This is a genomic window from Allobosea sp. FG18, from assembly GCF_057809495.1.
Genome location: NZ_JBMDKB010000002.1, coordinates 118,343 through 132,371, shown reverse-complemented (window position 1 = coordinate 132,371; position 14,029 = coordinate 118,343). Strand labels below are relative to the sequence as shown.

The window sequence follows — 14,029 nt, the reverse complement described above, 5'->3', positions numbered from 1 at the left end:
GTCAAGGCTCCTGACAATCGGGGAGAAAATGCTTAGGTTCGGGGCAGACAGGGCAATGGAACGGCAGGATATCGCCGCACGTTGCCCGATGACCCTTCGCAACGCAACATGACGAAAATGCAGTCAGACGCGCCTATGCATGACGACCATGTGCACCATACACATGACGGGCACGATTGCCGCCACGCCGAGGATCACCGCCGCCATGCGGCGGAGGCTCTCGCCCGGGCCGAACGAATCTGCCGCGAGCGGGGCTTGCGCCTGACGCCGATCCGGCGGCAGGCGCTGGAGGCGCTCCATGCTGACCATCGCCCCGTCGGCGCCTATGACCTGGCGGACCGGATATCGCCGGCCGGCGGACGCAGGCTTGCGCCGATCTCGATCTATCGCGCGCTCGATTTCCTGGTCGAGCAGGGTTTCGTCCACCGGCTCTCCTCGAAGAACGCCTATATTGCCTGTCTGCACGGCCATGGCGCGAACGAGGTCGTCGCCTTCCTGATCTGCGAATCCTGCGGCGGGGTCGACGAGGATTCCTCGCCCGCGATGAAGAAAGCGGTGGCGGCGATCGCGGAAAACCGGCAATTCTCTCCCTCGCACCAGATGGTCGAGATCGTCGGCCGTTGCGAGCATTGCCGGAATGCCGGTTCGTGATAGAGCAGCCCGCATGAACGAGCGCGCCTTTTCCTATCTGACGCCGGAACGTGCGGGCCCGCTGGGCCGCCAGCTCACCGTCCCCGTCAAGGTCGGCCATGTCACCGTCGGCGGCGGCGCCCCCATCGTCGTACAGTCGATGACCAACACCGACACGGCCGATATCGCGGCGACGGTCGCGCAGGTCGCCGCGCTCGCCCGCCAGGGCTCCGAGCTCGTCCGCATCACCGTCGACCGCGACGAGGCCGCAGCCGCCGTGCCGAAGATCCGGGAGCGGCTCGACCGCATCGGCGTCGACGTGCCGCTGGTCGGCGACTTCCACTATATCGGCCACAAGCTGCTCGGCGAGCATCCGGCTTGCGCCGAGGCCTTGGCGAAATACCGGATCAATCCCGGCAATGTCGGCTTCAAGGACAAGAAGGACAAGCAGTTCAGCCAGATCATCGAGCTGGCGATCAAGCACAGCAAGCCGGTGCGCATCGGCGCCAACTGGGGCTCGCTCGACCAGGAGCTGCTGACGATGCTGATGGACGAGAACGCGCGCGCCGTCCGTCCGCTCGACGCCCGCGCCATCATGCGCGAGGCGATGGTCCAGTCGGCCCTGCTCTCGGCCGAGCGCGCCGAGGAGCTCGGCCTCGCCCGCGAGTATATCATCCTCTCCGCCAAGGTCTCCGGCGTGCAGGACCTGATCACGGTCTACCGCATGCTGGCGAGCCGGGCGAACTACGCCATCCATCTCGGCCTGACCGAGGCCGGCATGGGCTCGAAGGGCATCGTCGCCTCCTCGGCCGCGCTCGGCATCCTCCTGCAGGAAGGCATCGGCGACACTATCCGCTATTCGCTGACGCCGGAGCCCGGCGGCGACCGCACGCTCGAGGTCAAGACGGCGCAGGAGCTGCTCCAGACCATGGGCTTCCGCGCCTTCGTGCCGCTGGTGGCCGCCTGCCCCGGCTGCGGCCGCACCACCTCGACCGTCTTCCAGGAGCTGGCCCAGGATATCCAGAGCTGGATTTCCACGTCCATGCCGGAATGGAAGACGCGCTATCCCGGCGTCGAGACCCTCAACGTTGCGGTGATGGGCTGCATCGTCAACGGCCCCGGTGAGTCCAAGCATGCCGATATCGGCATCTCGCTCCCCGGCACCGGTGAGGACCCGACCGCGCCCGTCTTCGTCGATGGCAAGAAGGTCGCGACACTGCGCGGTGCCGGCATCGCGGCCGAATTCAAGACCATGGTCGCAAGCTATATCGAGCGGCGCTTCAGTGTCGGTCTTGGTGCCGCCAGTTGATCCCGCCTTTGCGCGCCGCGCGCAACGTGCTAGAGGCCCCGGCCTTTCGCTGCGCCGCAGCATGTGCGGAGATCCCTGATGGGGCATGAGAACCCGAATCCTGCGACCGTTCGGCCGGAGGATTCCCGCTTCGGCCTCGATGCCGGGCACGACCAGAACGGTGGCCACGGCAAGATGGGCTATGGGGCGCTGGCGCTCGGTGCGCTCGGCGTCGTCTATGGCGATATCGGCACCAGCCCGCTCTACGCGCTGCGCGAGACCGTGCTTGCCGCGACGGGCGGCGACACGAAGGCCGCGGTGCCGGCTTCCGTCGTCATTGGCGTCCTCTCGCTGATCCTCTGGTCGCTCGTCGTCGTCGTGACGCTGAAATATGTCGTGCTGCTGATGCGCGCCGACAACAATGGCGAAGGCGGCATCCTAACCCTGGTCGCACTGGCGCAGCGCAGCCTCGGCCGGGCGCGCAGCCATGTCGCGCTCCTGCTCGGCATGATCGGCGCCGGCCTGTTCTACGGCGACACCGTCATCACCCCGGCGATCTCGGTGCTCTCGGCGATCGAAGGCATCAAACTCGTCACCCCGGTGCTGAACGACTACATCCTCTGGATCGCCTCGGTGATCCTGATCGGCCTGTTCGTGATGCAGAGCCACGGCACGCATCGCGTCGCGACCTTCTTCGGTCCGATCATGCTCGTCTGGTTCCTGACGCTGGCGGGGCTTGGCATCTATCATATCGCCGACGATCTCAGCGTCTTCCGCTCGATCAACCCGTATTATGCGCTGCTGTTCTTCCGCGACCATGCCGGCGTGGCTCTGGCCGTGCTCGGCTCGGTCTGTCTCGCCGTCACCGGCGCCGAGGCACTCTATGCCGATATGGGCCATTTCGGCCGCGGCCCGATCCGCGGCGCCTGGCTCTACATCGTCTTCCCGGCACTGTGGCTCAACTATCTCGGCCAGGGCGCGCTGATCCTCGCCGACCCCAGCGCCATCGACAACCCGTTCTACCGGCTGGCGCCGGAAGGGCTGCTCCTGCCCTTCGTGGTGATGGCGACGGTCGCGACCATCATCGCCAGCCAATCCGTGATCACCGGCGCCTTCTCGCTGACCCGGCAGGCGATCCAGCTCGGCCTGCTGCCGCGCATGGAGATCCGCCACACCTCCGAGCAGACCTCCGGCCAGATCTACGTGCCGCGCGTGAACCTGCTGCTGCTCGTCGTCGTGCTGATCCTGGTTTGGTCGTTCCGGACCTCGTCGAGCCTGTCGCATGCCTATGGCATCTCGGTCTTCGGCACGATGGTGGTCTCGTCCATGCTGGCCGCGATCGTCATCCGCCGCCACTGGGGCTGGAGCCCGCTGGCGACCGGCGCGCTGATCCTGCCCTTCTTCCTCGTCGACGTGTCGTTCTTCTCCGCCAACATGCTGAAGCTGTTCCACGGCGGCTATGTGCCGGTGCTGCTCGCCATGGGCCTGACGCTGGTGATGTGGACCTGGATGCGCGGCACCAAGATCCTGTTCGACAAGACCCGCAAGACCGACGTGCCGCTGCTCGAGCTCGTCACCATGCTCTCGAAGAGCCCGCCCGCCCGCGTCAAGGGCATGGCCGTGTTCCTGACCAGCGATCCGGAGACCGCGCCGGCCTCTCTGCTGCACAACCTCAAGCACAACAAGGTGCTGCACGAGCGTAACGTCGTCCTGACCGTGCGCTCGGCCGATACGCCCCGCGTCGTAGAGGAAGAGCGCGTGCGCCTTGCCCGCATCACCGACGATTTCTGGCGGGTCGACATGGTCTACGGCTACATGGAGAGCCCAAACGTGCCGAAGGGCCTGGCCATGCTGCGCAAGCAGGGCTTCAAGTTCGACATCATGTCGACCTCGTTCTTCCTGTCGCGCCGCTCGATCAAGCCCTCGCCGCAATCGGGCATGCCGGTCTGGCAGGACAACCTCTTCATCGGCCTGACCAAGAGCGCGACCGACGCGACCAACTTCTTCCAGATCCCGACCGGCCGGGTCGTCGAGGTCGGCACGCAGGTCACGGTCTGATCAACTCCACCGCTGTTCCAGATGATTGCGAAGCGATCAGTCCGGAAGAATGGAATAGCTCGCCGCAGAGACTGCTTGGCAAGTCGCTGCGGCGAGTCGAATGGCGGTGCTTTCGAGAACCGGAGCGGAGCGTACTACAGTACGTGAGCACCGGAAGCGCAGAATGCGCCGTCAGTCGGCCGCCGCAGTAGACTTGCCGAGCAGTCTCTCAATCCAACCGTGCCGAGGCCGCCTCCTGCGGCACATGCCGGACCCGCTCGCGATAGAGCAGGTAGAGCCCGGACGAGATCACGATGCCGGCGCCGACGAAGGTCCATCGATCCGGCAACTGATCGAAGACGAGCCAGCCGAGCAGCAGCATCCAGACGATCTGCGAATAGATGAAGGGCGCCAGCACCGTCGCAGGCGCCAGCCGATGCGCCAGGATCAGGAGCCAGTGGCCGAAGCCGCCGAGCGCGCCGACCGCGATCATCAGGAGCCAGGGCAGCAGCGTCTGCGGTGTCTCCCAGACCCAGGGCAAGAGCGGGATCGTCGCCAGCGTTCCGGCAGCGCCGGAATAGATCATCGTCGTTTCCGATGAATCATGCCCGGAGAGCATCCGGGTCGAAAGCGAGTAGAAGGCGTAGCACAGACAGCCGAGCACGATCAGCAGCGCCGCCGGATGCATGCCACCGATCCCCGGCCGCGTCACCACCAGCACGCCGATGAAGCCGACTCCGATCGCCGCGAGCCGGCGCGGCCCCGGCCATTCCCCGAGCAGCGGCCCCGATGCCAGCGCCACCAGCAAGGGCGTCGCAAACATGATCGAGATCGTCTCGGCGAGCTGGAGATAGCGCAGCGCGACGAAGTTGAGCGCGGTCGAGCCGAGCAGCAGCAGCGAACGGCCCCATTGCAGCCACGGGCGACTGGTCCGCAGCACGCCTGGATGCGACCACGGATTAATGACGGCCAGCACCAGGATCATGCTGCCGGCATAGCGCGCGAACACCACCTGCAGCGGATTCATCGACTGGCCCAGCCATTTCGCGCTGGTATCCAGCAACGAGAACAGCAGGACAGCCGCGCACATCAGCCCGATCGCGGCCAGGCGCGCGCGGCCCGTCTCGGAAGGCGCCACTGGAGGGGAGGACACAGAGTCTCGCCATGCTCTGGAGGAATGACGAGAGCAGATTGAACCGATTTAGGCAGCGCCGCCAGCACGCAGAAGCATGCGCTCCATGCGGAAATCAGGCGTCGCTATCGGCCTCGTCAAGATCGCCATCAGCGTCGTCATGCTCGGCACCGGCCTTGGAGAGGCCCTTGGCCGCCTTGCGCAGGAGCTTGCGCAATTGCTTGCGCTCCTTGCCGTCGAGCTTGTCGAGAAGTTCCTCCTCGACTTCGTTCCAGACCGCGTCGAGCTCGGCCGCAGTGCTCTGGCCGGCTTCGGTCAGCGCGACCTGCACGAGGCGGCCGTCGCGATTGCCGCCCTCGCGGGTGACGAGGCCCTGCAGCGAGAGCCGCCCGATCGTCTTCGACACGGTCGGCGGCTTGACGCGTAGCAGCGCGGCGAGTTCGCCCATCGTCATCGGGGCCGGCTGCAGCGCCTTCAGCGCCTGCTCCTGCCCCGGAAACAAACCCAGCCCGTTCAGCCTCTCGCCCATCCGCGAACGGTGCAGCCGCGCGGTGACGAGCAGGGCACGGCCGACACTCTTCTCGATTGCCTTGGTCATGGGGTCGATCCTTCGGGCCGATCCTTGGACGGGTAAGCAGACGCTTCGCCGGCTGCGTAGTCGCGCGCGAACATGACAGACGGATGACAATCGGATGTCAGAGCTACGAGAGCGTGAGTTTGGTCGCGACTTTTTTCAGGAAAGCTGTCCGGCTGGCCGGAGTCGAGAGGTTCATCTCATGATGGGCGAGATAGGTCGTGCGCGCCAGCGGGTGGCAAACCGCCCGCAGTGCCCGACAGACCGCCTTGCGCGGCGGGTCGCCCATCAGGAAGGCGCGCCAGCGCGAGCCGCCATAGCTGGTCACCGCGACGAGCCGGCGAATATTGTGCAGAGCCGGCTGTGCCTTGCCATCGACCATCCTGAACGAGACGCCGGGCAGGAAGACCCGGTCGAGGAAGCCCTTGAGGATCGCGGGATAGCCGAAATTCCAGACCGGGAAGCACAGCACCAGCGCCTCGGCCCGCTTCACCCGCTCGACATAGGCAGCGACCGGCAGCGTGTTGCTGTCCGTGTCGTGATAGCCGCGCCGCTCTTCACAGCTCAGCACCGGGTCGAAGCCCTCCGCATAGAGATCGCAATCGTCGACCTCGTGCCCCGCCGCCTTCAGGCTGGCGACGACCGTCTCGTGGATGGCGGCGCCGAAGCTTTCCGGAACCGGATGGGCATAGAGGACGAGGACGCGCATGCGGGTGTTTCCGAGAAGGGATTGCTTTCCGAAGGAACCACAACGTCATCCCGGGCAAGCCGCAAAGCGGCGCCGATCCGGGATCCGTCGTAGAGCTCCGGCGACCTTCGATGGATCCCGGGTCAAGCCCGGGATGACGTCGTGTTTCCTTGCAAACTCGACATGATCCTTAGCCGACCCCGGCTTCGCTGAGGCTGCGGAACAGGAAGGTCTTGCCCGAGCGGTAGTCGTAGGACGGGTCTTCCCAGGCGATCATCTTGCCGGGATTGAGCAGGCCCTGCGGATCGGCCTCGCGCTTGAAGGCGAGCTGCGTCTCGTCGGTCTGCTTCATGCCCCCTTCCTCCAGCGTGTAGCGATGCGGGTTGAAGATCGGCGCGCCCATCTCCTCATGGATCGCCATGATCTCTTCCAGCCGCTCCTCGCTGGTGAAGCGCACCAGCGGCAGGCCGAAACAGGTGATCTTCCCGTCGAAGCGCACGAACTCGAGATGGCAGGTCACCTCGTCGCCGAACCGGGCATGGATCTTGTCCACCAGCTCGACCTGGTTGGGATAGGGATAGAGCACCTGCAGATAGGTGATCGCCGGATCGACGCGCAAAGCCCGCAGCGTCGTATGGTTCCAGCCGAGTTCGTAAGCCGGCGGCAGGCCCTTGGCATCCTCCGGCGAGAGCTTGTCGGTGCGCAGCAGAAGCTCCGCGCCCTTGAAGCGCCGCGCATAGGCGTAGAGCGCATCGACCGCGAAATCGGCGGCCATGACGATGACGAGATGGCTGTCGCGCGGCAGGAACTTGCGGTGGCGCAGGAAGTAGTCGTGCGGCGCGGGCGCGGCGACGACGCTGAGGTTCTTCAGCGCGAGCCCGTCCTGCTCGCCGACCGCATTGGCGAATTCGGTCGCGGCCCGCAGGTCCTCGAAGCCGACGATGACGTCGACCCAGTTATAGGCCGGCCCGAGCGGCATCTCGACTTCGGTGATGATGCCGTTGGTGCCATAGGCATGGGCGACCTTGTGCAGGTCCTCGCCGGAGAATTCGAGGATGCGCGGGCTTGCCTCCATCGTCGCGACCTTGAGCCGGATGATGTTGCCCCAGTCGCGCAAGCCGCCCCATTTGATCGAGCCGACGCCGCCCGAGCCGCCGGCGATGAAACCGCCAATCGAGGCCGTCTGATAGGTCGAGGGGTGCAGGCGCAGCTCCTGCCGCGAATGCGCGCGGGTCTCGTCGTCGATCCGGGCCATGATCGCGCCGGGCTCGGCGACATAACGGCCGGCGGCGATCTCCTTGACCTTGTTGAAGCCGGAGAGATCGAGCAGCACGCCGCCCGAGAGCGGCATGGCCTGTCCGTAATTGCCGGTGCCGGTGCCGCGCGGCGTGACGGGAATGCCAAGCTCATGGCAGGCGGCAAGCACCTGCACCACCTCCGCCTCGCTCGTCGGCGAGACCACGATATCGCCCACGACATGATCGAGCTGGCGCTTGAGGATCGGCGAGTACCAGAAGAAGTCGCGGCTCTTCTGCTTCACCAGCGCCGGGTTCTCCTCGGTGCGGATGCTGCCGAGACGGCTCTTCAGCGTGGCGATGTCGTAGCGTGCGGTCATGATGCTCTGCCCATCAGATGGTCGAGTTCGCGGTAGTCCGGCAGCGTCCGGTCGATCGCCTTGCCGGAAACCAGCACGGTGCGGTCGGCCTGCGGCCGGGAGAAGAGTTCGGTCCAGTCGCGCGCGCGCGTCAGGATGAGGTCGGCCGGCGCGCCGACCGCGATGACGCCGGCCCTGACGCCCATCACCTCGGCCGGTGTGCGCGCCACGGCATCGGCCCAGTCCGGCCCGGAATGGTCGAGCTGGAGGATGCGGGTGCCCTCGCGCAGCACCTCGACGAGGTCGAGATCGCCATAGGCATAGAACGGGTCGCGCGTATTGTCGGAGGCGATCATCACCGGCACGCCGGCCGCCTTCAATTCATGCAGCGCCGTGACGCCGCGCCAGCGCGGCGTGCGGCCGGGTTGCCGGTCCTGCAGATACATGTTGCAGAGCGGCAGCGAGACCACGGCGATGCCGGCCTCGCAGACCTTGGCAATGATCCGCGCCTCGTCCTCCGGTGCCTGAAGCGCCAGGGAGCAGCAATGCCCGCACAGGATGCGGCCGGTGAAACGATGGCGCAGAGCCGCGTCCGCGATGTGTTCCAGCGAGCGCGCCGACGGATCGTTGGTCTCGTCAACATGGAAGTCGAGATCGAAACCGTTCTCGATCGCCGCCCGAAACAGGATGTCGAGCGCCCGGTCGAGAACCGGAATCATATACGTGACGCAGCCGAGCAGGTTGTCGCCATGCGCCTTCACGGCAGCGACGATCGCCTGCATATGCGCCGGATCGAGTGCGGCATCGGCCCCGAAGAGCGGCGAAGCCTGAAGCGCGATGCGCCCGGCCCACTCCGCCCGCAACTCCGCATAGACCGGCCAGGAGATGCCGATCTGCTTGCCCAGCGAATCGAGATGCGTCCGCATCACCGCCGTGCCATGCGCGAAAGCGCCGCGCAGCGAGAAATCCATCCGCGCCCGCACGTCCCCGGCCGACCAGTTCGCCTCGCGATCGGCGCCGACGGTGTTCAACGCTCCCGGAAAGGTGCCGTCCGGATTGGGACTGCGCGGCCAGATATGGCCCTTGTCGAGATGGACATGCGCATCGACGAGCCGCGGCAAGGCGATGCCGCCATCGAGGCTCACCACGGACCCCACCTCGGCGGCCACCATCCCGGCAGGCTCGATCGCGGCCACGCGGCCATCCGCGACGGCAAGATCGACACGCGCCAGCCCGTTGCGGTCGGCCGGGATAGCATCGCCCTCGATCAGGCAGGCAGGCACGCGCAAATCGGTCAGGCGGAAAGCGGAGGCATCGGGTAGGCGGGCGAAACCGGTCGTCACGTTGTCTCGCCTCTCCTGCCTCTCAAGCTCCGGTTCGGAGATACCGGGCCAATGGAGCACTCGCAAGCCGCGCGGGCCTCTCCTCCCCGGCCGATGACGTCGCAGCCGGGAAAGCCGCGCATTCGGGCTTGTCCGGGCCGGCTGGATCGCGCATGAGGGCGGCGTCATCAGCCAACACGAGGTCGGACCATGACCGGCGAAGCCCGCATCATCGACGGCAAGGCCACTGCCGCTGCGCTCAGGGCCGAGATCGGCCGCGAGGTCGCGGCGATCAAGGCTAACAGGGGTATCGTGCCCGGCCTCCATGTCGTCCTCGTCGGCGAGGACCCGGCCAGCAAGGTCTATGTCGCCTCGAAGGAGAAGCTCGCGGTCGAGGTCGGCATGAACTCGGTCGCCCACCGGCTGCCGGCCGACACGACGGAAGCGCAGCTCCTCGCCAAGCTCGCCGAGCTCAACGCCGATGACAGCGTCGACGGCATCCTCGTCCAGCTTCCGCTGCCGAAGTATATCGATAGCGGCCGCATCATCGACGCCATCGACCCGGCCAAGGATGTCGACGGCCTGCATCCGATCAATGCTGGCCTGCTCGCCGGCGGCAAGAATGGCCTCGTGCCCTGCACGCCGCTCGGCTCCATGCTCCTTCTGAAACAGGCGCTGCCCTCGCTGTCCGGGCTCGACGCCGTGGTGATCGGCCGCTCGGAGCTGGTCGGTCGCCCGGTTGCGCAGCTCCTGCTTCAGGCCGACTGCACCGTCACCATCGCCCATTCGCGCACCCGCGACTTGGCCGCTGTCGTGAAGCGCGCCGATATCGTCATCGCTGCGGTGGGCCACCCGCGCATGGTCAAGGGCGACTGGATCAAGCCCGGCGCGACCGTGATCGATGTCGGCATCAACCGCCTGCCCGACGGCAAGCTGACCGGCGACGTCGATTTCGCGGAGGCCGTGAAGGTCGCGGGCGCGATCACCCCGGTCCCGGGCGGCGTCGGGCCGATGACCATCGCCTGCCTGCTCAAGAACACGCTGACGGCCTTCCACGCGCGGCGGGGGTGAGTTCAGCCGCCAACGAGACCGCCACAGGCGGCCTGGCTCTTTTCAGTTAGTTCTCGAACGAAAAAAGGAGCTGCAGGACTGCAGCTCCTTTTTTCGTTCTTGCAGCAGGGCCGTACCAGAGGCACGGCCCGCCGGCCCGATCACATATGGATCTGGCGCTTGTCGACCGCGAGCGCGGCTTCCTTCACCGCCTCGGCCAGCGTCGGATGGGCGTGGCAGGTGCGGGCGAGGTCCTCGGCCGAACCGCCGAACTCCATCAGCACGGTCACTTCCGCGATCAGGTCGCCGGCATGCGGGCCAATGATGTGGCAGCCGAGCACGCGGTCAGTCGCCGCATCGGCCAGCACCTTCACGAAGCCGTCGGTATGGCGCATGGCGCGGGCGCGGCCGTTCGCCGTGAACGGGAACTTGCCGACCTTGTAGGCGACGCCGGCCGCCTGCAGCTCTTCCTCGGTCTTGCCGATCGCGGCGACTTCCGGCGCGGTGTAGACGATGCCGGGAATGGCGTCGTAGTTCACATGGCCATGCTTGCCGGCGATGATCTCGGCGACGGCGACACCCTCATCCTCGGCCTTGTGCGCCAGCATCGGCCCGCGCACCACATCGCCGATCGCGTAGATGCCGGCGACATTGGTCTTGAAATGATCGTCGATGACGACGCGGCCGCGCTCGGTGGCGACGCCGGCCTTGTCGAGGCCGAGGCCATCCGTGTTCGGACGGCGGCCGATTGCGACCAGCACGATATCGGCATTGAGCGTGGTCGCCGTGCCGCCGGCGGCGGGCTCGACGGTGACGGTCGCGCCCTTCTTTCCGGTTTCGACCTTGGTGACCTTGGAACCGAGCTGGAAGGTGAAGCCCTGCTTCTGCAGGATGCGCTGGAACTGCTTGGCGACCTCGCCATCCATGCCGGGCAGGATGCGGTCGAGATATTCGACGACGGTGACCTTGGCGCCGAGACGGCTCCAGACCGAGCCGATCTCGAGGCCGATCACGCCGGCGCCGACCACGACGAGCTCCTTCGGCACAGCGCCGATCTCGAGCGCACCGGTCGAAGTCACGACGGTCTTCTCGTCGATGGTCACGCCCGGCAGCGGCGCCGATTCCGAACCCGTCGCGATGACGATGTTCTTGGTCTCGATCTCCTGCGCCTTGCCGTCCCCGGCGGTCACGATGACCTTGCCGGCGGCGGGGATCGAGGCGGTGCCGTGGAAGGCGTCGATCTTGTTCTTCTTCAGCAGGAAGCCGACACCGGTGACGTTCGCATCGATCGTCTCCTGCTTGTGGGCCATCATCGCCTTGAGATCGAGCTTCGGCTTGCCGACGACGATGCCGAGCTTCTCGAAGGTGTGGCCGGCCTCCTCGAACATCTCGGAGGCGTGCAGCAGCGCCTTGGAGGGGATGCAGCCGACATTGAGGCAGGTGCCGCCATGGGTCTTGCGCTTCTCGACCACCGCGACCTTGAGGCCGAGCTGGGCGGCGCGGATGGCGCAGACATAGCCGCCGGGGCCGGTTCCGATGACGACGAGATCGTAGGCCGCAGCCATGGTGACTTCCTTTCCTGTGTTCGAATGCGGCGGCGCTTCAGCGCCCGCCGGTCACGTTCAAGACGGTTCCGTTGGTGTAGGAGGCCTCATCCGAGAGCAGCCAGGCGATCGCCTGCGCCACCTCGCGCGCCGTGCCCTCGCGCTTCATCGGAAGCTGGTCGCGCAAAGCAGCGACGCGATCGGGCATGCCGCCGCTGGCATGGATCTCCGTATCGATGATCCCGGGCCTGACGGCATTGACCCGGATGCCCTCGGCCGCGACCTCGCGGGCGAGGCCAAGCGTGAAGATGTCGATGCCGGCTTTTGCGGCGGCATAGTCGAGATATTGCCCGGCACCGGCCAGCACCGCCGCAGCGGAGGACAGGTTGACGATGCCGCCACCCTGCCCGCCATGGCGGGTCGACATCCGCTTCACCGCCTCGCGGGCGCAGAGAAAGCTGCCGGTGAGGTTGATCCGGAACATCCGGTCAAGACGAGCGAGATCCATCTCGTCGAGGCGCTGCGGGGCATCGATCACGCCGGCATTGTTGACCAGCGCCGTCAGCCGTCCAAGCTGGTCGGCCGCCGCGAAGATCGCGGCGACATCAGCCTCATTGCCGACATCGCCCTTGACCGCCACGGCCTGCCGGCCTCGGCCGTTGACGGCCGTGACCGTCTCGGCCGCGGCCTCAGCATTGGACTGGTAGTTGACGACGAGATCGTAGCCGCGCTCCGCGAGCAGGATCGCGGTCGCCCGGCCGATTCCCCGGCTGCCGCCGGTGACGATCGCAACGCCCGACACGTCCTGCTCCGCGCGATCAGAGATCGAGGACGAGGCGCGCCGGATCCTCCAGGCCTTCCTTGATACGGACGAGGAAGGTCACGGCTTCCTTGCCGTCGATGATGCGGTGGTCGTAGCTGACCGCGAGATACATCATCGGGCGGATCTCGATCTTGCCGTTCACGACGACCGGACGCTCCTGGATCTTGTGCATGCCCAGGATCGCCGACTGCGGCGCGTTCAGGATCGGGGTCGACATCAGCGAGCCGTAGACGCCACCGTTCGAGATGGTGAAGGTGCCGCCCTGCATCTCCTCGATCGAGAGCTTGCCGTCGCGGGCCTTGCGGCCGAACTCGCCGATCTTCTTCTCGACGCCGGCGATCGAAAGCTCGTCCGCATCGCGCACGACCGGAACCACCAGGCCCTTCTCGGTGCCGACGGCGACGCCGATATGGTAGTAGTTCTTGTAGATGATGTCGGTGCCGTCGATCTCGGCATTGACCGCCGGGATCTCCTTCAGCGCCTGCACGCAGGCCTTCACGAAGAAGCCCATGAAGCCGAGCTTCACGCCGTGCTTCTTCTCGAACACGTCCTTGTACTGGTTGCGCAGCGCCATCACGCCGGACATGTCGACCTCGTTGAAGGTCGTCAGCATCGCCGCGTTGGACTGGGCTTCCTTGAGGCGGCGCGCGATGGTCTGGCGCAGCTTGGTCATCTTGACGCGCTCTTCGCGGGCGCCGTCATCCGGCGCCGACGGGGCGCGGACGGCGATCGGCGCAGGCGCGGCGGCCGGGGCGGCAGCGCCGCCGGTCGCGATCGCGGCGAGCATGTCGCCCTTGGTCACGCGGCCATCCTTGCCGGAGGCGGCGACCTTGGACGGATCGACGCCGCTCTCGGCAGCGAGACGCGAGACGGCCGGGCCGGAATCGGCGGCCTTGGTCGCGGCAGCCTTAGGAGCCTCTGCGGCGGGAGCCGGAGCGACGGCAGGCTTGGCCTCGGCCTTCGGCGCGGGAGCAGCAGCGGCGCCGCCTTCGGCGATCGTGCCGAGCAGGGCGCTGACACCGACGGTATCGCCTTCCTTGGCGACGATCTCGCCGAGCACGCCGGCGGCCGGCGCGTTCACTTCCAGCGTCACCTTGTCGGTCTCGAGCTCGACGAGGGGCTCGTCGGCCTTCACCGCCTCGCCCGGCTTCTTGAACCACTTGCCGATGGTGGCCTCGGAAACGGATTCGCCGAGGGTGGGTACGCGGATTTCGGTCGCCATGTCAGGCCTCTTCTTATTCGGATCTCGTGGAGGTCATCCCGGGCGGAGCGAAGCGCAGACCCGGGATCCATTCCGGAACGGTTCAGGCATGGATCCCGGATCGGCGCCGCTCACGCGGCTTGTCC

The 14,029-nt window shown here is 66.6% G+C and carries 12 protein-coding genes; 4 read left to right on the top strand and 8 right to left on the bottom strand.

Annotated elements, in window-relative coordinates; all coding sequences use genetic code 11:
• Positions 1–135 precede the first annotated feature (135 nt).
• The 3 genes from ACODTJ_RS02800 to ACODTJ_RS02790 all read left to right on the top strand — a co-directional run bounded on the left by ACODTJ_RS02800 (position 136) and on the right by ACODTJ_RS02790 (position 3,976).
• On the top strand, positions 136–651 hold the full coding sequence (locus tag ACODTJ_RS02800; protein ID WP_454655715.1) for a Fur family transcriptional regulator: 516 nt from the start codon (positions 136–138) through the stop codon (positions 649–651).
• Between the two features lie 13 nt (positions 652–664).
• Positions 665–1,939: a flavodoxin-dependent (E)-4-hydroxy-3-methylbut-2-enyl-diphosphate synthase gene (gene ispG, locus ACODTJ_RS02795; RefSeq protein ID WP_454655714.1), complete on the top strand. Its 1,275-nt coding sequence runs from the start codon at positions 665–667 to the stop codon at positions 1,937–1,939.
• A gap of 78 nt (positions 1,940–2,017) precedes the next feature.
• Complete coding sequence (locus tag ACODTJ_RS02790) at positions 2,018–3,976, top strand: potassium transporter Kup (RefSeq protein WP_454655713.1); 1,959 nt, start codon at positions 2,018–2,020, stop codon at positions 3,974–3,976.
• Between the two features lie 208 nt (positions 3,977–4,184).
• Here the strand turns inward: ACODTJ_RS02790 and ACODTJ_RS02785 are convergent, their stop codons facing one another.
• From ACODTJ_RS02785 to ACODTJ_RS02765, 5 genes are all read right to left on the bottom strand, one after another.
• Positions 4,185–5,045, bottom strand: coding sequence for a DMT family transporter (locus tag ACODTJ_RS02785; RefSeq protein WP_488847524.1), 861 nt, complete (start codon positions 5,043–5,045; stop codon positions 4,185–4,187).
• 157 nt (positions 5,046–5,202) lie between these two features.
• Positions 5,203–5,685: a MarR family winged helix-turn-helix transcriptional regulator gene (locus ACODTJ_RS02780; protein ID WP_336811078.1), complete on the bottom strand. Its 483-nt coding sequence runs from the start codon at positions 5,683–5,685 to the stop codon at positions 5,203–5,205.
• A 103-nt stretch (positions 5,686–5,788) separates the two neighbouring features.
• Complete coding sequence (locus ACODTJ_RS02775; RefSeq protein ID WP_454655711.1) at positions 5,789–6,370, bottom strand: NAD(P)H-dependent oxidoreductase; 582 nt, start codon at positions 6,368–6,370, stop codon at positions 5,789–5,791.
• Between the two features lie 169 nt (positions 6,371–6,539).
• Entirely contained in the window at positions 6,540–7,964 is a 1,425-nt protein-coding gene (locus ACODTJ_RS02770; protein ID WP_454655710.1) for an FAD-binding oxidoreductase, read from the bottom strand.
• On the bottom strand, positions 7,961–9,286 hold the full coding sequence (locus ACODTJ_RS02765) for a cytosine deaminase (RefSeq protein WP_454655709.1): 1,326 nt from the start codon (positions 9,284–9,286) through the stop codon (positions 7,961–7,963). The genes ACODTJ_RS02770 and ACODTJ_RS02765 overlap by 4 nt, the downstream gene beginning before the upstream one ends.
• Before the next feature lie 189 nt (positions 9,287–9,475).
• Between ACODTJ_RS02765 and folD the strand changes: the two genes are divergently transcribed.
• Positions 9,476–10,336: a bifunctional methylenetetrahydrofolate dehydrogenase/methenyltetrahydrofolate cyclohydrolase FolD gene (gene folD / locus ACODTJ_RS02760; RefSeq protein ID WP_488847523.1), complete on the top strand. Its 861-nt coding sequence runs from the start codon at positions 9,476–9,478 to the stop codon at positions 10,334–10,336.
• A gap of 140 nt (positions 10,337–10,476) precedes the next feature.
• Here folD and lpdA read toward each other — a convergent pair whose 3' ends face one another.
• Genes lpdA through odhB form a run of 3 tightly spaced genes read right to left on the bottom strand, consistent with a single transcriptional unit; the run spans position 10,477 to position 13,904 of the window.
• Entirely contained in the window at positions 10,477–11,880 is a 1,404-nt protein-coding gene (gene lpdA / locus ACODTJ_RS02755; RefSeq protein ID WP_454655707.1) for a dihydrolipoyl dehydrogenase, read from the bottom strand.
• A 37-nt stretch (positions 11,881–11,917) separates the two neighbouring features.
• The gene (locus ACODTJ_RS02750; RefSeq protein ID WP_454655706.1) at positions 11,918–12,661 is read right to left on the bottom strand and encodes an SDR family oxidoreductase; all 744 of its coding nucleotides are present in this window, start codon (positions 12,659–12,661) and stop codon (positions 11,918–11,920) included.
• Positions 12,662–12,677: 16 nt separating this feature from the next.
• Positions 12,678–13,904 (bottom strand): 2-oxoglutarate dehydrogenase complex dihydrolipoyllysine-residue succinyltransferase, encoded by a 1,227-nt coding sequence (gene odhB / locus ACODTJ_RS02745; RefSeq protein WP_454655705.1) that lies wholly within the window; start codon positions 13,902–13,904, stop codon positions 12,678–12,680.
• Positions 13,905–14,029: the final 125 nt, after the last annotated feature.